At 43.7% G+C, this 20,039-nt stretch carries 17 protein-coding genes; 6 read left to right on the top strand and 11 right to left on the bottom strand.

What is annotated here, in order from left to right; translation table 11 throughout:
• The 7 genes from ACUNWA_RS18255 to ACUNWA_RS18225 form a co-directional block, all read right to left on the bottom strand.
• Positions 1-77: twin-arginine translocation signal domain-containing protein (locus tag ACUNWA_RS18255; RefSeq protein WP_445593367.1), on the bottom strand; the 77-nt coding region annotated here is incomplete at its 3' end.
• A 69-nt stretch (positions 78-146) separates the two neighbouring features.
• Positions 147-1,340, bottom strand: a complete 1,194-nt coding sequence (locus ACUNWA_RS18250) for an MFS transporter (protein ID WP_445593366.1) — start codon at positions 1,338-1,340, stop codon at positions 147-149.
• 169 nt (positions 1,341-1,509) lie between these two features.
• Positions 1,510-3,381 (bottom strand): RagB/SusD family nutrient uptake outer membrane protein, encoded by a 1,872-nt coding sequence (locus tag ACUNWA_RS18245; protein ID WP_445593365.1) that lies wholly within the window; start codon positions 3,379-3,381, stop codon positions 1,510-1,512.
• 30 nt (positions 3,382-3,411) lie between these two features.
• The gene (locus ACUNWA_RS18240; protein WP_445593364.1) at positions 3,412-6,771 is read right to left on the bottom strand and encodes a TonB-dependent receptor; all 3,360 of its coding nucleotides are present in this window, start codon (positions 6,769-6,771) and stop codon (positions 3,412-3,414) included.
• Between the two features lie 131 nt (positions 6,772-6,902).
• Positions 6,903-7,754 carry a FecR family protein gene (locus ACUNWA_RS18235; RefSeq protein WP_445593363.1) on the bottom strand — a complete coding sequence of 284 codons (852 nt, stop codon included), beginning with the start codon at positions 7,752-7,754 and terminating at the stop codon, positions 6,903-6,905.
• On the bottom strand, positions 7,739-7,942 hold the full coding sequence (locus tag ACUNWA_RS18230; protein WP_445593362.1) for a hypothetical protein: 204 nt from the start codon (positions 7,940-7,942) through the stop codon (positions 7,739-7,741). The genes ACUNWA_RS18235 and ACUNWA_RS18230 overlap by 16 nt, the downstream gene beginning before the upstream one ends.
• Before the next feature lie 81 nt (positions 7,943-8,023).
• A complete protein-coding gene (locus ACUNWA_RS18225) occupies positions 8,024-8,644 on the bottom strand; it encodes an RNA polymerase sigma factor (RefSeq protein ID WP_445593361.1) in 621 nt (206 codons plus the stop codon).
• Positions 8,645-8,768: 124 nt separating this feature from the next.
• Here ACUNWA_RS18225 and ACUNWA_RS18220 point away from each other — a divergent pair, with 124 nt between their 5' ends.
• The 6 genes from ACUNWA_RS18220 to ACUNWA_RS18195 all read left to right on the top strand — a co-directional run bounded on the left by ACUNWA_RS18220 (position 8,769) and on the right by ACUNWA_RS18195 (position 16,748).
• The gene (locus ACUNWA_RS18220; protein WP_445593360.1) at positions 8,769-9,671 is read left to right on the top strand and encodes an AraC family transcriptional regulator; all 903 of its coding nucleotides are present in this window, start codon (positions 8,769-8,771) and stop codon (positions 9,669-9,671) included.
• Positions 9,672-9,839: 168 nt separating this feature from the next.
• The gene (locus ACUNWA_RS18215) at positions 9,840-11,384 is read left to right on the top strand and encodes an acyl-CoA dehydrogenase family protein (protein WP_445593359.1); all 1,545 of its coding nucleotides are present in this window, start codon (positions 9,840-9,842) and stop codon (positions 11,382-11,384) included.
• A gap of 113 nt (positions 11,385-11,497) precedes the next feature.
• Positions 11,498-13,693 (top strand): YccS family putative transporter, encoded by a 2,196-nt coding sequence (yccS, locus tag ACUNWA_RS18210; protein ID WP_445593358.1) that lies wholly within the window; start codon positions 11,498-11,500, stop codon positions 13,691-13,693.
• A 73-nt stretch (positions 13,694-13,766) separates the two neighbouring features.
• Positions 13,767-15,134 carry a dipeptidase gene (locus tag ACUNWA_RS18205; RefSeq protein ID WP_445593357.1) on the top strand — a complete coding sequence of 456 codons (1,368 nt, stop codon included), beginning with the start codon at positions 13,767-13,769 and terminating at the stop codon, positions 15,132-15,134.
• Between the two features lie 345 nt (positions 15,135-15,479).
• The gene (locus tag ACUNWA_RS18200) at positions 15,480-15,794 is read left to right on the top strand and encodes a DUF3303 domain-containing protein (protein ID WP_445593356.1); all 315 of its coding nucleotides are present in this window, start codon (positions 15,480-15,482) and stop codon (positions 15,792-15,794) included.
• A gap of 354 nt (positions 15,795-16,148) precedes the next feature.
• Complete coding sequence (locus ACUNWA_RS18195; protein ID WP_445593355.1) at positions 16,149-16,748, top strand: lactoylglutathione lyase family protein; 600 nt, start codon at positions 16,149-16,151, stop codon at positions 16,746-16,748.
• On the opposite strand, the gene ACUNWA_RS18190 is transcribed toward ACUNWA_RS18195, so the two are convergent.
• The 4 genes from ACUNWA_RS18190 to ACUNWA_RS18175 all read right to left on the bottom strand — a co-directional run bounded on the left by ACUNWA_RS18190 (position 16,724) and on the right by ACUNWA_RS18175 (position 19,693).
• Positions 16,724-17,098 carry a winged helix-turn-helix transcriptional regulator gene (locus ACUNWA_RS18190; protein ID WP_445593354.1) on the bottom strand — a complete coding sequence of 125 codons (375 nt, stop codon included), beginning with the start codon at positions 17,096-17,098 and terminating at the stop codon, positions 16,724-16,726. The two genes, ACUNWA_RS18195 and ACUNWA_RS18190, sit on opposite strands and share 25 nt — an antisense overlap.
• Before the next feature lie 140 nt (positions 17,099-17,238).
• Positions 17,239-17,496 (bottom strand): hypothetical protein, encoded by a 258-nt coding sequence (locus tag ACUNWA_RS18185; RefSeq protein WP_445593353.1) that lies wholly within the window; start codon positions 17,494-17,496, stop codon positions 17,239-17,241.
• 161 nt (positions 17,497-17,657) lie between these two features.
• Complete coding sequence (locus ACUNWA_RS18180) at positions 17,658-18,365, bottom strand: OmpA family protein (protein ID WP_445593352.1); 708 nt, start codon at positions 18,363-18,365, stop codon at positions 17,658-17,660.
• Positions 18,366-18,616: 251 nt separating this feature from the next.
• Positions 18,617-19,693 (bottom strand): bifunctional methionine sulfoxide reductase B/A protein, encoded by a 1,077-nt coding sequence (locus ACUNWA_RS18175; protein ID WP_445593351.1) that lies wholly within the window; start codon positions 19,691-19,693, stop codon positions 18,617-18,619.
• Positions 19,694-20,039 lie beyond the last annotated feature (346 nt).

The following is a 20,039-nucleotide window of genomic DNA, read 5'->3' as shown; positions in this document are numbered from 1 at the left end:
CCTATTACGCCAACAGCACCTATAGCTGCTGCATTGGTTAAAAATTTACGTCTTGAGAAATTCGATTTTTCTGTCATCCTTTATGTTTTTATTAATTTAGGTTTCACTGTTAAAAGTAATACGAAGATGCTGCAGGTTTAGCCCACTCATTCTTTCACCTGTACTGATCGATCTTTAAATAGCAGAGTAAAAAGAAACAATACAACCAAAGACATTAGTGTAGTTGCTCCCCAAATGGCCTCCCAATTGTATCCGCCGGTATGTTGGTGGTAGTTTATGATCCAGGCACAGATTAAATTTCCCAATAAAAGACCAAGGCCATAAGTCATAAGGAAGATAAAGCCCTGAGCTTGAGCCTTCAGTTCTTTCGGGGCTTTTTTATCAATATAAATTTGCCCTCCAACATGAAAGAAGCCAAATATTAGGCCATGAATCAAAATTCCGATATAATACATCCAAGTCTGATTGATCAAGCCGCCCGCATAAAACGAAAGGTAGCGGATAACCAAAGCAACTAGCCCAAAAATCATCACTTTCCGAAGCCCCGATTTTCTGATTGCCAGAGGCACCAGCAATAGAAAACCCATTTCTGCGAGAACACCCCAGTTCATGGTTACTGAAATATAACGTGTATTCATGTTTAACAGGAATTCTGAGAAAAAAGAATAATACATGGCAAACGGGATCATGGAAAGAAATGAAAACAAGATAAAAATGGCAAAATTAGGATCCTTCAGCAATTGCAAGGTTCCCAATCCGAAAGCATCTGCAATAGTACTTTTGCCACCTTTTCCCAAAGGAGGAGTATCTGGTAAGACCAAATTGAAGATTGCGGCAATCAAGCTGACACCTGCCCCGCAAAAAAAAGGAATATTGGTTCCATCAAAATCCAGGTGCATAAAATGGACAAAAAACAAACTGAAAAGCCCGGAAGCAACCCATCCGATTGACCCAAACACCCGAACCTTGGGAAACTGCTCAGAGGGTATATGAACCATCGCAATAGTGCTCGTCAGACTCCACGATGGCATATAACCTAACATGGCAATCAACAGGCAAATGAATAAAATATCAGGATCTTTTGTAAAACCTGCCCCCAACAGCATTATAGCATTAATCATATTTAGTACGGAAAGCACTCTCTGGCTGGAAAAATATCGATCAGCCACCATCCCTATCAATGGAGAAGCAATACATCCTATAGCCATAGAGCTTAAGATGAAGGCTTTCTGTGTGCTACTCACTTCCAAATTTGTTAAATAAGCTGCCAAAGGAACCCACCAAACGGCATACATCATGTACTGAAGAAGCATCATTAATGAAAGCTTGAATCTAATCATATAACTAGTTTACAAAGGGTTAAACAAACGTGTAAATTGATTTGTGAAGATTATTTTCAACTAGCAACAGTTGGAAAGCGATTTGAAATAATCGCCTCGAAACCAGCTAAATAACACAAGGCAGACTCTTACGAAGGAGCTGCCTTGTGCTCAAATACCTCCCTAAAGACTAATTATATCCCGGATTTTGCTGAAGCTGAGGAGCTTTATTAATTTCCGTCCTGGAAATGGGCAACCAGTAGTTGGAATCATCCCAAGCCCGATCATCAACACTTTTAGCCGTATCATAAAACCAACGCTTACTGCCATCAGCATAATGGTAAATCTTCATGAGGTAAACATCCTCGATCACCTCATCAGCTATCATCCATTTGCGCATCATGTACCAACGATCGCCTTCACCAAAAAATTCTAACTGTCGCTCGTTGCGGTACCACTCTCGGGCCTGATCCTGATCTGTTGTTACCCTGTCGGGTAATCCTGCGCGGTTACGAACCATATTTAAAGCATTCAGTCCAGCTTGCAAATCACTACCTCCCAATTCGATACATGCTTCCGCATAATCCATTACCACCTCGGCATATCTGAACTCAAGCCATGAATTCTGGTTATTAAAATGCTGGCCAACTGTTGCTGGATCCTGGTACTTTTTGAGGTAATACCCATTTTTGGTTCCATTCCAGCCTTCAATAAAACTCTGGCGAGTGTCAAGCCCTGCTGTAGTATCCCCCGACACGATATAATAGCCCGTTTGAACACGTCCCTCCGGGTCGATTCCGGCTCCATCGCTGGGGCGATCCATCCACTTAGCTCCATCAAACAATACAGTAGCATAAAATCGAGGTTCACGACCTACATAAGGATTAATTTCCGGATCGGCTTCCAACTCAGTAGCAGTAGCTTCACGCAAAAAGTCATCCCCCGCATTATATTTATCCCATACAAAGGGTGTTCCGTCAGCCATCTCAAACTTCCTTACAACAGGCTCGTTCGGGCCGTTATTCCCCCAATTGTGATAGCCGTTGGGTCCCCACCATCTGTTTTGTGTAGTAGTATTCCCTTGTGATTGCAAGTGCTGGATACCCCATATTACTTCATTATTCCATTCTCCTTTTTGAGTAAAAATATTAAAGAAATTATCAGCATAAGCCATTACGTCTTCCTGGCTCATGTTAACAGGGGGATCATCTGTTGTTCCTGTCAAAGCGTAGTCACCATAAGTGCCATCCATTATGGCTTTAGCTGCAGCCTTTGCTGCTTCTAATCTTTCTGTCCGCGATCCCGACTGAAAAGAAACCAGCTCGTTGGAAGCTTCATAGCCACCATTCATCAACACGCCAGTACTCCAGCTTAAAATTCTTGATTTCAAAGCCGCAGCAGCTCCCTTTGTTGCACGTCCCTGATCAATACCATCTTTATCAGGAAGTAAGGCTATTGCATCATCGCAATCGGACAAAATAAAATCCAGGGTTGCATCGATTGAAGAACGTTGAGCAGACAAAAAGTCTGCATCCAGTTCATACGGTTGATCAACCAATACGACACCACCATACGAGCGCATTAAATTGGCATAGTTAAAAGCCCGGATAAAATAAGCTTCACCTTTCATTCGGCTGATTAATTCTTCATCAGTACTTGTCTCAACGGGAACATCGTCAACATTGGCCAGAAAAACATTTACATTCTTCACACTGCCATACAAAGCCCAGGTAGTCCAGTTGAAGCGCCAGTTTCCAAAATGCCCCAAATGATCAGGTGACATAATTCCCTTGACCGAAGGATAACTCCCCGGACGGTGAATACACAAAACTTCATCGGTAGCTCCGGCAAGCAAGTCTTCGCGTAGGCCTAATACCTGATTATTGTCGGCTCCAATAAAATCATAACATCTCCCTAAATAAGCCTTGGCCAAATTTATATCATCAAAAACAGATTCTTCGTTAAATGCATCAACAGCTTTTTGGTCGAGAACATCATCGCATGATGTTGTCGCAAGAAAGAGCGCCATCATCATCATTGAATATCCTAATATTTTTTTCATATTCTTCTATTTTCAAAATTCATAAAATGATTAAAATGTAACTCTTGCTCCAATAGCAAAGGTTTTCACTGCTGGATAAGTCATAGGAGCTCCAATTTCCGGATCGAAGTTCTTTTGTGCTGCATAAATCAGGAATAAGTTGTTTCCTGCAAAATAGACGCTAGCACGCGAGATACCGCTATTGCCAAACAAACGACTCGGAATATGATAGGTGAGTACCGCATTTTTCAAACGACAATAGGCCATATTTTCATAATGGTAAGTACTGTTATTGACATCAAAAGCCCAATACAGGTCATCACGATTATAGGCCCGGGCTACATCGGTGTTGGTATTTTCTGTGGTCCAACGGTTATCAAAACTCCACTGGAAATAATTTCCGGCTTCTCCCCTACGACCATCTGCAATATTCATCCGGTAATAAGTTCCCTGAGCCAACATCGAAAGAGACCAGTTTTTATAGTTTACATCCAATGATATTCCATAAAACAGTTCAGGAGCATCTGTTTTATCAAGCAGAATACGGTCATCACTAGTAATTTCCCCATCACCGCTTACATCTTCAAAAATGACATCACCCGGCTTAGCTCCAGGCCAACTAGGATAAGCATCAACTGCAGCCTGGTCGGCAAAAATACCAATGGCATTGTACAGCAAAGTAGCTCCGTAAGGATGCCCGGTACGTTGCTGCCATGGTTGAGCTCGTTCCGGTTCATCCATGAACACTACTTCGTTATGGTTATAAGCAATATTACCACCAAAGTCAAATCTTAAATCCCGGTTAATCGTTTTATGATACCCTGCTTCAACTTCGAAACCTCGATTGTCTACCTCCGCAATATTCTCATCAGGTAGGGCTAATCCCGTAAATTCGGGAACAGATGCATCACGAGACGCTAAAATATCTGAACGTTTGCTATAAAAGAAGTCGGCATTCAACGAGAACATATTATCAAGCAGTTGCGATTCAAAACCTAAGTTATAGGTTGTTTGCTTTTCCCATGTAATAAAAGGGTTGGCCACGCCTTCCTGTCGAACAACTGTTTCAACAACTTTGTCAGACCCCAAAGTTAAGCCACTGGCCAAAATGTATTTATTCATAAATTGGAACGGATCTCCGGGATCCATCCCCATTTTTCCGTATGACCCCCTAACCTTGAAGTAATTGATAAAGGCTAGATTTGACTTCCAGAAATCTTCTTCGGAAGCCCTCCATCCCAGCAGTAAACCAGGGAAATTACCCCATCGACTGTCGGGTGGAAATTTCAAAGAACCATCGCGACGAATAATTGCTTCTAGCAGATACTTCCCTTTATAGTTATAATTCAAACGTCCGATCAATGATTTCCGAGCATAGATAGCCATACTTCCCCAGTTATCCTGATCAGCATCAGCACCGGCATCCAAGGTTTTAACGACTTCTGAAATATAATATTTCCGGAACGCTCCAAAGTAGTTTGAATTCTGGTCAATCTCTTCGTAAGCTCCGAACAGGTTAAAAGAATGATCAGCAAAATCGCGTGTATAATTAAAATTTACATTCGTCAATTTACGAACACTTCGATCATAATCTTCAGCCAATTCCGGGGCTGAATATCCGCGAAGTGTTGGCGTCAAATCCATACTCGTGATAAAGCCTTCCGAGTCACGAACCGCGGTATCCCATTTAGGGAAATAAAGGGTCCATGGCTTACGGAATCTTTTTCGGTAAAGGTTCGTGACATCATAAGTAAACATTCCATTCAAGGTCAAACCCTCAACAAAGGGAGGAGTAATACTTACGCTGAAGGATGTTTGATTGATGTATGGTTTTTGATCATCAGAGCCTCCTTCCAAAGTGGAGGTAACTACCGGGTTGTCTCCATATTCAATATCGGGTCCGGGTTCGCCTGTCGGCCAAAATGACCACTGCGTTGGCACCAAGCGGGTCGACTGACCATAAATGGCACCTGCGCCTTTTGTTGGATATAACTTACTATTTAAGAAACCGGCGTAATCGATGGATGTTTTCAACCAATCGGTGACCGGTATCTCCATCTTTGCACGAAGATTATATTGCTTATAATTCGTTGATTCCTGCTCATAAATAGCTTCTTCGTTCTTATAGCCTAAGGAAACATAATAGTACATCCCATTGCTTCCACCATCCAAGCTAATATTGTGTTTGCTTGTTGTTGTCCAATCTGCAATCAAATCACCAACCCAATCACTGTCCGGATGCTCCCATGGATCTCGGCCATTGTAAAACAAGTCAATATCCCCATCAGTAAAGGTTCTGGGTTTTCCTTCGTAGTCCTGGTATTCACTTAACATGGCGGCATAGTCACCAGCATTGGTTACTTCAGGTAAGATGGTTGGAGTCATAAAGCCCTGATAAAACTGGTAGTTTAGCTTTGGCTTTCCTGATTTTCCTTTTTTGGTGGTTACCAAGATAACGCCGTTGGCTGCTGTTGCTCCATATATGGCAGCCGAAGCATCTTTTAGAATTGAAATACTTTCAATATCGACCGGGTCGATATCTCCGAGTGAGCGACCGGGAATTCCATCAACAACAACCAGCGGAGCAGTGATCGAAGGATCGTCACTGTCGTTACCTAAGGTAGTACGCCCGCGAACTAATATTTTAGCACTGTTTTGACCAGGCTCACCACTTTGCTGAATAACAACAGATCCGGGCATCCGCCCTGAAATGGCATTGCTAATATCGGGAGCCGGAATGGAAGCAATTTTTTCACCACTCACAGAAGTCACTGACCCCACAATATTCGCTTTCTTTTGCGAAGCATATCCCACGGCAATCACCTCCTCGAGTCCAACAACATCCGGTTCCATGGCCACATTAATAGTCATCCGGTTGTTTGCTGGTTCTTCAACCGTTCTCATCCCAATAAAAGTAAAAAGCAAAACATCTGCCCCAGCAGGAACATCTAGCTGATAATTCCCATTATCATCAGTTATCGTTCCAGTCGTCGAATTTTTCACCACCACAGTTACTCCAGGCAAGGGCTGGCCATTATCTTCCGTAACCTGTCCACTCACTTTTCGAAGTTGATTTACTCCCAAAAAGTCTGCCTTATCATCAACATTCAAAATAATCTGGCGGTCACTAATCACATAGTTCACGTCTGTTTTGGCAAACACAACATCAAGAACGTCATTGATACTTTTATTTTTTACCGAAAGGCTTACGGTCCGATCCATGTCAACCAAACTTTGATTGAACAGGAAGTAAAATTCGGACTGATTTTCAATTTCGTCAAGCACATTCCCCACCCGCGTGTTTGACATCGATAAATTGAGTTTGGTTTGTTGAGAATAGAGGTCAGTAGCAAATATTTGCGTAACAAAGACCAACAGAGCAAATAAGGTCAGGCGCATAATTCGTAACATTTTTTTAAGACTACAAGACATAGTCTTGCCGGTTGAGATTTTTTTCATAAATTCAAAATGTTTACTGGTTAGACATCAGTTTAAATAGTAATTTCGGAGGGATCGTGCTGGAACCACAATCCCTCCTTTTTTCATTCTTTATATCGGAGTATTACTTTGCGTTTCTCATACATTTCATTATTATTGTTTTTAGGTTCTATAATTTCATAACCAATGGGGGCCGAAAGAGCCAAAAGTGCCAAAACCCGCTCCAATGATTCATCCTTAAAGGTTGCCCTATAGGGAATCTGCTTTAAAGCTTCATCCTGAATAATAATTTCGGAGTTGTACCAACGCCCCAACCTTGTTGCTACCTCATGCAGCGGTACATTTCGAAACTCCAAAAAACCATCTTTCCAACTTGTAAAATAGCGGGTCTGAACCGTCTGAACCGACACCTGATTCTGCTGGGTATCCATTACCAAGTGCCCGTTTGGAGCCAACACTTCGTTCAAACTAGTTCCCTCTTTACGCACCAGAACTGATCCTTCATCTAAGGTGACCTCAACCCGATGAAAATCCTCATAAGCCATCACATTAAAATGGGTTCCCAACACTTCAACATTCAATCCTCCAGCTTTCACCTGAAAGGGCGATCTTTTATCTTCCTTGACATCAAAATAGGCCTCACCATTCAAGGCAACCGATCTGTTTTGAATAAAATGAATAGGGTATTTCAGGCGAGAATCTCCATTTAGCCAACCTGTTGTCCCATCAGGTAAATTAAATTGGGAGCGAACTCCCGGAGGACAATAGATCTCTGCATATGCCGATTGACAACTAGTCAGTTCCTTCCATTCAATGAAAAAATAAAATGATGCAAGCAGCAAGGGCAGTATCAAAATTGCTGAAATACGATAGAACGTGTTCGTAAACCGATACGTCCGGCTTCTTTCAGCTTGCGTTTTTCTTACTTGAATTTTCTGTTTTATCTGATTCCACAAATGCGAATACATTTCATCCGAAACGAAACGAAACTGCCATCAGTCGACTCCCAAACTTTTTCGAGTTCTCCTTTCAATTTTTCAAACTGACCGTCATCCCCAAATTGTTTCAGAAGCTCCAGATATTCGTCTTTCGAATACCGGTCTTCCAAAAAGTTTTCCAACAAACGATGTCCCTTTTCAACCATTTTTTTTTAAAATCTATATCTACTTGGAGTATCGTAAAAACGGAACACCCCCCTATCGAAAATCATTTTTTTATTTAAAAATTAGCAGGAAGGGAACTGAGTATGGGAAACTTGCAAAAGGTGCAAAGAGAAAAGATATAAATTGGTAGCCTGCTTTTCATGAAAAGCATTACGGATAGACTTGATAGCCTGAGTTAACTGATTTTCAACTGTCTTAGGCGAAACCCCTAAAAAATGAGCTGCCTCAGCAACTGTTAATCCTTCCTTTTTGAGTAAACAAAAAATCTCCTTCCGTTTCTCCGGAAGACGGTCAATTTCTTCATCGAGAAGCTTTAAATAACGGGCAAAATTGTACTCCTCGTCGGAGCCGTCTCCTTGCTCCACCAAAAATTGAAATAGCTCTATTTTGAACTTGTTCTGCCTGGCTTTTTCAATAAATAACTTGCGTATATCATTCAGGGCAATAGTGAATAAATAGGACCGAAAAGGCTGATCCGCATCAATTTGACTTCTTCTCTCCCATACCTTTAAAAAGACGTTTTGGACAATTTCTTCGGCTTCGGCAGCAGACTTCAGAAGATTATAAGCAAAGTGAAAAAGTTCTTTTGAATATTTCCAAAAGAAATACTCAAATCCATGCAATTCTCCATTCTTAAGGGATTGAGCAAATAGCTGTTCCTGCATATCAAACTTCTTTTTCACGCGAATAGGATTTAGGCATACCAAACTTAATAAAAAACTTATACATTTAACATTCATATCACTAAATTATAGTAAAATAGATCTAATTAATACGATTTCATCAACTGATAGATAGACCGCTGTTATGAAAATCATGCATGAACAGGTAAGTTTCAGAGGAACAAACTCATTTAATATTAAATGGGATGACTTCCCGCATTTTACTTTTCCCTGGCATTTTCATACCGAGTACGAGCTGGTTTATGTTATAAAAAGTTTTGGCAAACGATTCGTTGCCGATCATGTGGAGGATTTTCATGATGGCGATTTAGTGCTGCTGGGGCCCAATCTCCCGCATTTCTGGAAAAATGACGAAGTATTTTTTCAGAACAATCCCGACTACCATGTCAATGCCATCGTTATCCACTTTCCGGCTGACTTTTTCAAGGATCAGCAGGAAAACTACCCGGAGTTTCTACCGATACGCGACTTGCTTTCGAGGGCTACCCGTGGGCTTCGTTTTCAGAAACAAGTAGCCAAGCGGCTCGATTCAAAACTAAAGAAACTGCTCAATAAGAAAGGGCTGGAACGCACGCTATTACTCTTGGAGATTCTTGGGCAGATGGGCAAAACCAAGCAATACCACTCACTCGCCAGCGAAAGCTATCGCCTTAATTTGAATAATTGGTCAACCAACCGGCTCGATAAAGTTATGCACATTATCAACGCCAATTATCGACAGCCCATTAAACTAGATCAGGTAGCCAGCCACATCGGGATGAACACCACAGCCTTTTGTCGCTATTTTAAAGAAAAAACAGGTAAGCCATTTATTGAATTTGTAAATGAAATGCGGATAGGCTATGCCTGTAAACTTTTACTCGAAAAAAAACACAGTGTTTCTCAAATCTGCTTTGAAAGTGGCTTTAACAACCTATCCAATTTCAATCGCTGCTTCAAAAGAATAACTTCACTTTCACCGGTTCAATATCAAAATCAATTCCATCAGGCTAGCAGCCCTATTGAAACCGACAAGCCAATCTTGTAAGCCAAGGTTCAGACATCCTTTTTTATCTGAAACAACACCTGTACTCAGGCCCTCTAAAAAACATAATAAGTGCCTTTCTAAATATCTCCCTCAAAGAACAATCTCGAATACAAAGTGTTCTCTGCTTTTACGGGGTTCAATTTGCCCTGTTTTTTAAAAGAACAAAGAATGAATGAGTTAATCGAGAAGGAAAAAATCTCTCCGGAGAATAAACCAACCACCCAAGAGTCAATCCACCAATTTTTAGGGAAGCTTAAAGAAAAGATGAAGCAAGTGTATCACCAACGAGGTGATATTTCGAAATATAGTCAGCAACGTGGACTTCCTCCTTTTGTGCTGCGCGAAATCATGGAATGCAACCCACTTTCCATCGGGATACCCAAAGCTTACGGAGGGCGCGGCGCAGTGATGCACGAAAATCTGGCGCTATTGGAAGCGGCCTCTTACGAATCGCTGGCACTCTCGCTAACCTTTGGGATCAACTCGGCTCTGTTTCTGCAGCCAGTTGGGAAATATGCCCTTGAAGAAGCGAAAGCTCCGGTTTTCAAACGTTTTCTGGAAAAGCAGAACATGGGCGGCCTCATGATAACAGAGCCAGACTTTGGTAGCGATGCCTTAAACATGCAAACCCGTTTTCAGGAAGCTAATGGACAATTCCACCTTCAGGGAAAAAAGCACTGGGCAGGCCTCACCGGCTGGGCCGACTTTTGGCTGTTAACTGCACGTAGGCAAAACAGTGATGGCGATTTGCAGCGCGACATCGACTTTTTCATTTGCGATGTTACTCAACCCAATCAAGGTATCAAAGTTGAAGAGTTTTACGATAATCTGGGCCTCTACCAAATTCCTTATGGAAGAAATCACATTGATGTGACGATTCCGAAAACGCATCATCTGAAACCGCATTCGACCGGAGTAAAAATGATGCTCGACCTGCTACACCGGTCGCGTATGCAATTCCCAGGCATGGCCATGGGCTTTATTCACCGGATAATGGACGAGGCCATCAGCCATTGCAAACAACGATTTGTTGGCGGAAAAAGCCTGATTAGCTACGACCAGGTCCAGGAACGCCTTTCCAAGCTGCAAGCTTCCTTTACCATTTGCTCGGCCATGTGTGCCAACAGTGCGAAAAAAGCCGGCGTGGAAAACGACCTGACCGGAATGGGAATTGAAGCCAATGCCGTGAAGTCGGTTGTGACCGATTTGATGCAGCAAGCAGCACAGTCGCTCACCCAGCTGGTTGGCGCGCAAGCCTACAAACTCAGTCACTTGGGTGGCCGGGGAATTGTTGACAGCCGTCCGTTTCAGATTTTTGAAGGATCGAACGATATTTTGTACGCGCAGATTTCAGAAGGAATCGTCAAACAAATGCGCCGTATGAAAGAGAAAAACCTGTTTAATTTCCTGAAAGGATTTGAGTTAACCAATCGGTCAGCTGATCAGCTAAAAGACCTGTTCAACTTTGACTTAAATCTGCAACTACCACAACGTAAATTGGTGGAACTCGGAGCAGTTCTTGGTCGGGTGATCTCCATGGATATGGTGCATAAACTAGCAGATGACGGTTTCCGAAGCGACCTGATTGAGGGAGGAATCAACATGCTCCATCAGGAAATTCAACAAACCATGAGCTCCTTCCGGTTACAAACCACCGATTTGGTTGTCGTCGACTATCAGGATAACAGCTCCTGGCTCAAGCATTCGATATAAAAATAATCATCAAAAAGTTAAAAGACATCAATCCTGCTGATTGGTGTCTTTTTGTTTTCAGCACATGACCAACTATTTGTTAATTTTGTATTGAGAAACAAGCAAACAGCAAAATGAACAAAGAGGCAAACAAGCACAAACACACCAAGCAAACAAGGCCTCTCCGAACTCCTTCCTGGCTCGAACCACTAAGGCAAGCTTTCTGGAGTGATCCCAACCTGTTGTTAGCTACCAAAGCCACCTTTGCCATTGCCTTACTGGCCGTGCCGCTGGTTATTGCCGGGCACTCCTTCATGGCTGTTACCCTGGCCCTGGGTGCGCTGGCAGGGGCACTTTCTGAAACCGATGACCATCCCAAAGGGCGGATCAAATCACTAGCCCTGAAAGTTGTCAGTTTTGGAATCTCGAGCCTGGCTGTGGAGCTGCTTCGTCCTTATCCGATCCTCCTCGGACTGGGGTTGGGCGTTTCCACCATTGTTTTTCTGCTGATTGGCGGAATCAGCGAACGCTACCGCGGCGTTACCTTTGGCGCCGTACTGGTCGGCATTTATGCCATGTTAGGTACCGAGATCAGTCCAGCCTGGTATTGGCAGCCCCTACTGCTTCCGGCAGGAGCCTTGTTTTATGGACTGCTTTCGCTGGCTTTGCTTTTTTATCATCCCTGGCGGTTACTCGAAGAGCAGCTGGCTCGAGGCTACCTGGCACTTTCAGAATACCTGAGTAAAAAAGCCGAACTTTTTCCCAGCGATGAAAAACATCAGGAAAAAATACGCAACCAGCTAGCCCTTCAGAACGTGCAGGTTGTTGATGCCTTAGAACGTTGCAAAGAAGTGTTGAATAGCTATGGCGATGCTTTGAAAGACCACGCGTCGCTCAGGCCCTACCTGCATTATTTTATTGTGCTGCAGGGATTGCATGAGCGTGCCGCGTCGAGCCACGAACGCTACGATGTGCTAAGCCGCGCCCCGCACAACCAGGAATTACTGGAAGGAATTGGACAAACGCTTATCCAGTTGTCGCAAGCCACGCGGGTATTTGCCAAAAGCCTACTGACAAATGTCCCCTACCGTCATCCTGTTTCCCTGGGTTGGGTGGTTCAGGTTTTAACCGACCAGCTGGAAAAACACAAAACCAGTGACACCCACCCCTTGGCCTTACTCATCCGCAACCTGTCACGATCGCACCAATCGTTACGTCACCTCAGCGAAAACCAAGAAGGTAGCTTAACCCCACGTCTGGCTAAAGACCAACGCTCGGTAATACAGCGACTGCAAGCCCAGCTCAACTGGAATCATCCCCGCCTACGCCATGCCATTCGACTCAGCTTGTGTTTTTTGATTGGCTTTGTCATTTCCGAAGGGTTTAATGTTGCCAAGGGCGAATGGATTATTCTGACCACGCTGTTTGTTTGCCAGCCCAGCTACAGCGAAACACGGCGAAAGCTTTTCCAACGTATCTTAGGAACCATCAGCGGTGTTGTTGGCGGCGTATTAATTGTCCAGCTGTTGCCGACCACGGCCGGGCAGCTGCTGCTACTTCTGGCTGCTGCCTTTTTGTTTTTCCTTTGGCTGCGCCGACGGTATGCCGTCTCGGTTATCTTCATCACCATTTTTGTACTCAGTGTTTTTAACTTGGTTGCCAACAAAGGTGTAGCCCTTATGCTTCCCCGCTTGGTCGATACCCTCATTGGTGCGGCACTGGCCTATGCCACCGTACGACTGCTTTGGCCCGACTGGCAATCGAAACGCCTGCCCTCGCTATTAAATGAAGCCATTCAAAAAAACACCGCGTACTTTCAAGCCATCATAAAAGAATACCAACAGCAGGAATTGGACGATGACCTGGCCTACCGCATTGCGCGCCGCGAGGCTCACCAGGCCGACAATGCTCTGGTACTGGCTTGGCAAAACATGCAGGTAGAACCCAAAAAACAGCAGCTATTTCGCGAACAAGCATTTTCGCTCACTTACCTCAATCATGCGCTATTGTCGTACCTATCTGCTTTTGGAGCCCACCGCGAACAACGGCAGCCCGCCAGCAGCGAGCAGCTAATTTTGGCCAACGAAATACTAAAAGCGCTTCAGGAAACAAATCTTTCCACGCAAAAAAACACCGAAAAAAATAACCTGCAAAATATTCAGAAACAGATTCGCCTGCGAATAAAATCATCAAAACAAGATGCCATTCAAATGCAATTCACCTTGCTTTACAACATTGCTGATGTCACCATTCAGCTCCTGCAAGAAGCTGCCTTCATCCAACGCGAGCAGACCCCAACAAAAGCCACGGCAGAAGTTGCAAATCCATGAGTTTTCTCTTATTCAGTCTCACGATAAAGCCCTATTTTTATAAACTTCAGAAATTACAAAAAACAACAAACGCATGAATCAGATTGAAAAATACATCGAAGAACATAAAGATCGATTTATCCAGGAATTGTTTGGCCTGATCCGGATTCCATCCATCAGCTCGCAGTCGGAGCACAAAGCCGATATGTACAAAGCCGCTGAATACTGGAAAGAATTGCTGATCAGCAGTGGCGCCGATAAAGCTGAGATTTATGAAACCGCCGGAAATCCGGTTACTTATGCCGAAAAAATTATCGATCCGTCTAAACCAACTGTTTTGGTTTACAGCCATATGGATGTGATGCCCGTTGAACCCCTGGAGCTGTGGAAGTCGCCTCCCTTTGAGCCGGAAATTCGGGATGGCAAAATATGGGCGCGCGGTGCCGACGACGACAAAGGACAAGCCATGATGCAAGCCAAAGCCTTTGAGTTGATGGTGAAAACCGACACACTGCCCTGTAATGTCAAGTTCATGATTGAAGGCGAAGAAGAAATTGGATCACCTAACTTGGGCAAATGGTGTGAAGAACACAAGGAAATGCTGAAAGCAGATGTGATTCTGGTTTCGGACACGACCATGATTAATCCGAAAACACCCACCATTACTACCGGCTTACGCGGGCTGGCCTACTGGCAGGTTGAAGTTACCGGTCCCAACCGCGACCTGCACTCGGGTATGTTTGGCGGTGCCGTAGCCAACCCCATCAATGTGTTGTCGAAACTGATTGCGCAGATGACAGACGAAAACGGGCACATTACCATTCCCGGATTTTACGACGATGTACTGGAAGTATCGGCTGAAGAACGAGCCTTGATGGCTGAAATCCCATTCGACTTAGAAGACTATAAAAAAGCTTTGGGAATTGACGAAATAGCCGGCGAAAGTGGCTTCACGACCAACGAGCGTACGGGCATCCGTCCATCGTTTGACGTATGCGGTATCTGGGGTGGCTACACGGGCGAAGGCGCCAAAACGGTACTTCCTTCCAAAGCATTTGCCAAAATAAGCAGCCGCTTGGTTCCCAATCAGAATCACGAGAAAATTGCCGAGCTGTTCAAAGCACACTTCGAAAGTATTGCCCCAAAAACCGTGAAGGTGGAAGTAACGCCGCTGCATGGTGGACAAGCCTACGCTTGCCCCATCGATCTGCCAGCATACCGGGCTGCCGAACAAGCCTGTGTTGATGTGTTTGGCCGTCGTCCGGTGCCCAACCGAAGTGGTGGCTCCATCCCCATCATCTCAACCTTCGAACAGGTGTTGGGTATCAAATCGATCCTGATGGGCTTTGGGCTGGAGTCGGACGCCATTCACTCACCCAATGAGAACTTCCCGCTGGAGCAGTTTTTCAAAGGCATTCAAACCATCCCGCTGTTTTACAAGCATTATGCGGCAAAAGCCTAAAATAAGCCAATTAATCGGATTACTTAAAGTGTCCGATTAATCTATAACACAAAAGGGATCATCTGAACCAACAGATGATCCCTTTCTTTAGGCATATACCACGCCCACGAACTCTCTGGTGTTAGCTGCGTATATGTTTATAAACCAATTACCCGACTCCCCACCCTTTTATAGTTTGAAGGACAATAAAATGATGAATACGAAAATTCCGGAGCGTAATAGAACCCCTCTGCAAACAGGCACTCTCCATTTCTGAAGTCAGACAAAGCGTCGCTGATCTTGCAGGGAATATTATTTACGTTCATACGATCAATCATTTATACACCAAAAAAGAAAGGACTAATTATGAAGTACATCATGAAAGTAAAGTGGCCTTCGGGTGACACCGCCAACAAGCTGCTGAAAGACCCGTCATTTGGTCAGAAAATGCAGAACCTACTGGCTGAAGTAAAGGCTGAGGCGGCCTATTTCACAACGATTTGTGGTAACAGGGGCTGTTTTATTGTCATTAACATGGACGATGCCTCGCAAATGCCAGCAATCGCTGAACCTTTTTTCCAATGGCTGAAGGCTGAGATTACCTTCTATCCGGTAATGACACCGGAAGACCTTGCCGAAGCAGCTCCTGCCATTGAGCAGGCCATAACAAAATGGGGCTAATCATTTCGGTTTGTTCGAATAGCTCTCCTGACAGCAACGCTTGCTTGAAACACCTACGCAATGAGCAGCCGAAAATGAAAAGGACAACCAGCTCTTTGGGTTGCCCTTTTTTGTATTTCTTGCCCAAGCTCTAAAGAAGCAGCATATCAATCCCGCTTTTCGTCCAGGCCGCACTGTGTTTTTTACATTTTTCGCCCTTCATGAATTCAAGATGAATCTTTTTTCAACTTTTTTTCATCTACAAATGATTGACATTCAAAAAAACACACATCCGTGTAACTAGGTGCAATGAATGTATCTTATTGTTCTGCAACCAATTCAAACATATCTTTGCATCGAGTTTAAGATTAATAAATGATGAACAAAATTTCAATCTTAGTTGTCGGTATACTACTGCTTGCAACTTTTTGTTATTCACAAACGACAAACACCATGAGCAATTTAAATGAGTCTGTAAAAACTTATCCAAAAACATTTTCCCATATAGGAATTACAGTCCCAAACATTGAGGACGCAGTTAAGTTTTACACCGAAGTAATGGGGTTCTATGTAATTATGGAGCCAACACTAGTAAAAGAAGAAAATGAAACGGCTATCGGTCAGATGTGCATTGATGTTTTCGGCGAAGGCTGGGGGACCTTTAAAATTGCGCATCTTTCAACGGGTGACAAAATTGGTTTCGAGTTATTCGAATTTAAAGAAAGTAAAAACCTTAAACCAAATTTTGAACCTTTCAGAAGCGGACTATTTCACTTTTCAGTACAAGACCCGGATGTGGAAGGGCTTGTAAAGAAAATTGTTGATGCAGGAGGCAAACAAAGAATGCCCATAAGAGCGTATTATCCAGGAGACAAACCTTACCACATGTGTTACGTTGAAGACCCTTTTGGAACTGTTTTCGAAATCTATTCTCACTCTTATGAACTGCACTATTCTGCAGGAGCATATAAGTGATGGTTGGTTGCAAAATCCTGTCCCCATTTATCCAATTCAAGGATGATGGGGATCAATGATTTGCCTTCTTCGGCTAATTCGTATTCCACTTTAGGCGGAGTTACAGGATAAACGCTACGCTTTACAAGTTTATCCTTTTCTAGTGCCCGGATAGAATAAGTAAACATCCTGCTTGAAATATCCGTAATACTTTTTTGTAGTTCACCCGACCTCTGAGCACCATCTTTAAGGTGAAATAAAATAAGACTTTTATACTTATCTCCGATTAAATGCAGCGTAAACGCCAAAGAACAATTAAATTGCTTGTCGTTATAGTTGATGCTTTCCTTGTTTACTTCATTATTCATCATCACACTTTTTTATAAAAGAAATTGTCAAACATGCTGATCAATAAGGATTGGATTACCATCGGGATCAATCAATACGATGCTTGCCGGACCGGCAGTGTTCGCTGGATCGATTTCCTGGCTCAATTCCATCCCATTGGCCTTTATATTTTCCTGAATGCTTCGCACATCGTCGAACGATTCAAGCTTGTTGGCTCCTTCATCCCAACCCGGATAAAGGTGAGGATATTTTGCTCAAACATGGCTTGAAACAAGCCAATTAAGGCATTGCCATTTTTAAGGATAAGATAATTCTGCCCGACATCGCCAGCAAAAACGTCAAACCCCAGCTTTTGATAAAATGCTTTAGACACTTCCAAGTCCTTCACGTTTAAACTAATTGAAAAAGCGTCTAATTTCATAAGTCTCTCTTTTATCCATTCAGAAATTGGAACGCAAAAAACACCCCAATGGTTCGTCCCGAAAAATAAAGACCGTTTAGAGGCTCATCTATCAAGGTCAAAAAAAAGCAGGCTACTCCCCTTATCGGGAAATAGCCTGCTTATAAGCAAAAGAATGTTTCTTAGTTTAAGGTACCTTCTTCCGCCTGCTGAATCATGCTTGAGTTGGCGGTGATGTAAATCTCCACCCGGCGGTTTTTAGCACGGCCTTCAGCTGTTGAGTTATCAGCTACCGGCTCATCGTAAGCTTTTCCGGCAGTGGTTAAACGTGCTCCGCCAATTCCATTTCCAATCAGAAATTTGGCAACCGACTCGGCCCGTTCATTCGAAAGTTGCTCGTTTATTGCTCGTGATCCGGTATTATCGGTATGCCCATAAATGGTCACATCGGTTTCGGGCGTTGATTTCAGCGAGTTGGCAAAACCAGTCAATGACTTTTTTGAAGCTGTACTTAGGTCGCTTTTTCCGGTAGCAAAAAGAATTCCGCTGTCAAAGGTTACTTTAATTGCCTGCAAGTTGTTGGCGTCGGTTACCGCTTCAACCTGTGCTCCTTCAATCTGCTCCAACTCAGCCTGCTGCTTATCCATTTTTTTTCCAATCAAAATTCCGGCTCCTGTACCTACGGCACCACCTACAGCAGCACCAATAGCGGCTCCTTTACCTTTGCCGGCAATGGCTCCAATTCCGGCTCCAAGTAAAGCGCCACCGGTTCCACCCAGCACCCCGCCTTTGGTTTTGTTATTTTGCGCTGCCCACTGACTGCTTGAGCATCCGCCCACTAAAATAGCCCCGCTAAGCAGCAAGGCCACAAATACATTTCTTGTTTTCATGTTGATAATTCTTTTTCTGTTTGAGAATGGTTTTTATTTTTCAATAGCTCCATCAAAATTACAATAAGTATTTTATTGCATTGTAAATAAACGTTAAATAGAATGGATGGTTGATAAAATTTAATCTTTTTTTTGAAACAAGAAACCCCACGCCCCCTTCAGCGCGAATGGGGATCAACGATTCCTTTACCTTGTTGTTGTTTATTCCGCTCTTAGAAGCCAGACGGCTGACTATACATTTTCACCCCAACTCACTCAGAAAACCGATTAACCGGCTTGTGGCAATAGGGGGTTCCGCCCTTATTGGCGTAGTAGTCCTGGTGATAATCTTCCGCCAGCCAGAAGCTTGCTGCGGGAGTCACACGCGTAGCCACATCATAGCCTTTCCGTTCGAGAATTTGGATCAGTTTTTCAGCAATCTGCCTTTGCTGCACCGTGCGATAAAATATTTCGGATCGGTATTGATCGCCCACATCAGGTCCTTGCCGGTTAACCTGGGTTGGATCATGTATCTCGAAAAACAGCCGCGCCAAGGCTTCATAATTGGTTTCTGCCGGATTGAAAATAACGCGCACCACTTCGGCATGCCCGGTCTTGCGATAGCTCACATCCTGATAAGACGGATTTTTTTTATTGCCGCCCATAAAACCCGATTTAACTGACTTTACCCCCGGAGCCTGTTCCAAATAATACTCCACGCCCCAGAAACAACCACCGGCAAAGTAAGCGGTATCGCTGGTTGCCGTTCGCGGCGTGCCTGCCGGGATGAACTCCATCGAAATAGAATTGACACAATCGCGCGTGTCCTTGTCGGTGAAACCTTCATTCAGAAAGACATGTCCCAGATGAGCGTCACAAGCTGCACAGAGAATCTCTGTTCGCATGCCATCGGGCGCACGTTTCACGGCTCCTTCAATTTCATCGTCGAAACTCGGCCAGCCACATCCCGAGTCAAATTTATCCGTCGAGTGGTATAACTCGGCACCGCAACGCTTACAAACATAGGTGCCTTCTTCGTAAAACTTATCGTACTTCCCCGTAAAGGCGCGTTCGGTTCCTTTATGCACAATGACCCGTTTTTCGTCGGGGGTCAATGGCCTAAAATACTTCGATGCCTCATCGGGCTTTTGGCTTTGTGTTTGCGCACAGCCAACAACAGCCATCAGGCTGAATAGCATTAAATACATCATTCGTTTCATCATCATTCTCCTTTCTAATTGCTCCGGATACTTCGGGACTCCCGAAGTAATTTCATTGTTCTCATGTGTATTGGCTGTTATATTCAATTCTTCTGTCGAAAACAGCAACAGCTTTTGACCGATATGCATGGATGAAAGCTACCAGCGTTGACAAATCGTGCGACACATTGCGGATCGACACCCGACTCAAGTTATCCACTCCTTTCAACTCCTAAATGTTTCGACCACTGGCATCAGCCATTTCATAAAACACCACGAACATCCAACTGGATAAAACTTGCTTCAAATCGTCGTTGCCACCGCAGGCTTTATCCGCACCAATTTGTTTTCTAAGAACAGGTGAAAGGTAGAATGTGTTTATCAAAGAAGTATCACAAACACATAAAATTACGTAAATCTGGCTATAACCCTAGGTCATTCATACATGGCATGGCATCAGGAAATTCCGGAGCAAATCAGAATAGCATGTTGATCT

The sequence above is a fragment of the Sunxiuqinia sp. sy24 genome (assembly GCF_052677165.1).
The sequence above is the reverse complement of the archived record's forward strand: the minus strand, read 5'-3'. Positions and strand labels throughout refer to the sequence as shown.

Bases quoted from the DNA above. Each gene is read 5' to 3' on its own strand.
- ACUNWA_RS18245 (WP_445593365.1), bottom strand. From the start codon at position 3,381: ATGAAAAAAATATTAGGATATTCAATGATGATGATGGCGCTCTTTCTT.
- ACUNWA_RS18250 (WP_445593366.1), bottom strand. From the start codon at position 1,340: ATGATTAGATTCAAGCTTTCATTAATGATGCTTCTTCAGTACATGATG.
- ACUNWA_RS18185 (WP_445593353.1), bottom strand. From the start codon at position 17,496: ATGAAATTAGACGCTTTTTCAATTAGTTTAAACGTGAAGGACTTGGAA.
- ACUNWA_RS18190 (WP_445593354.1), bottom strand. From the start codon at position 17,098: ATGATGAATAATGAAGTAAACAAGGAAAGCATCAACTATAACGACAAG.
- ACUNWA_RS18220 (WP_445593360.1), top strand. From the start codon at position 8,769: ATGAAAATCATGCATGAACAGGTAAGTTTCAGAGGAACAAACTCATTT.
- ACUNWA_RS18180 (WP_445593352.1), bottom strand. From the start codon at position 18,365: ATGAAAACAAGAAATGTATTTGTGGCCTTGCTGCTTAGCGGGGCTATT.
- ACUNWA_RS18175 (WP_445593351.1), bottom strand. From the start codon at position 19,693: ATGCATATCGGTCAAAAGCTGTTGCTGTTTTCGACAGAAGAATTGAAT.
- ACUNWA_RS18215 (WP_445593359.1), top strand. From the start codon at position 9,840: ATGAATGAGTTAATCGAGAAGGAAAAAATCTCTCCGGAGAATAAACCA.
- ACUNWA_RS18195 (WP_445593355.1), top strand. From the start codon at position 16,149: ATGATGAACAAAATTTCAATCTTAGTTGTCGGTATACTACTGCTTGCA.
- ACUNWA_RS18230 (WP_445593362.1), bottom strand. From the start codon at position 7,942: ATGGTTGAAAAGGGACATCGTTTGTTGGAAAACTTTTTGGAAGACCGG.
- ACUNWA_RS18240 (WP_445593364.1), bottom strand. From the start codon at position 6,771: ATGTTACGAATTATGCGCCTGACCTTATTTGCTCTGTTGGTCTTTGTT.
- yccS (WP_445593358.1), top strand. From the start codon at position 11,498: ATGAACAAAGAGGCAAACAAGCACAAACACACCAAGCAAACAAGGCCT.
- ACUNWA_RS18205 (WP_445593357.1), top strand. From the start codon at position 13,767: ATGAATCAGATTGAAAAATACATCGAAGAACATAAAGATCGATTTATC.
- ACUNWA_RS18200 (WP_445593356.1), top strand. From the start codon at position 15,480: ATGAAGTACATCATGAAAGTAAAGTGGCCTTCGGGTGACACCGCCAAC.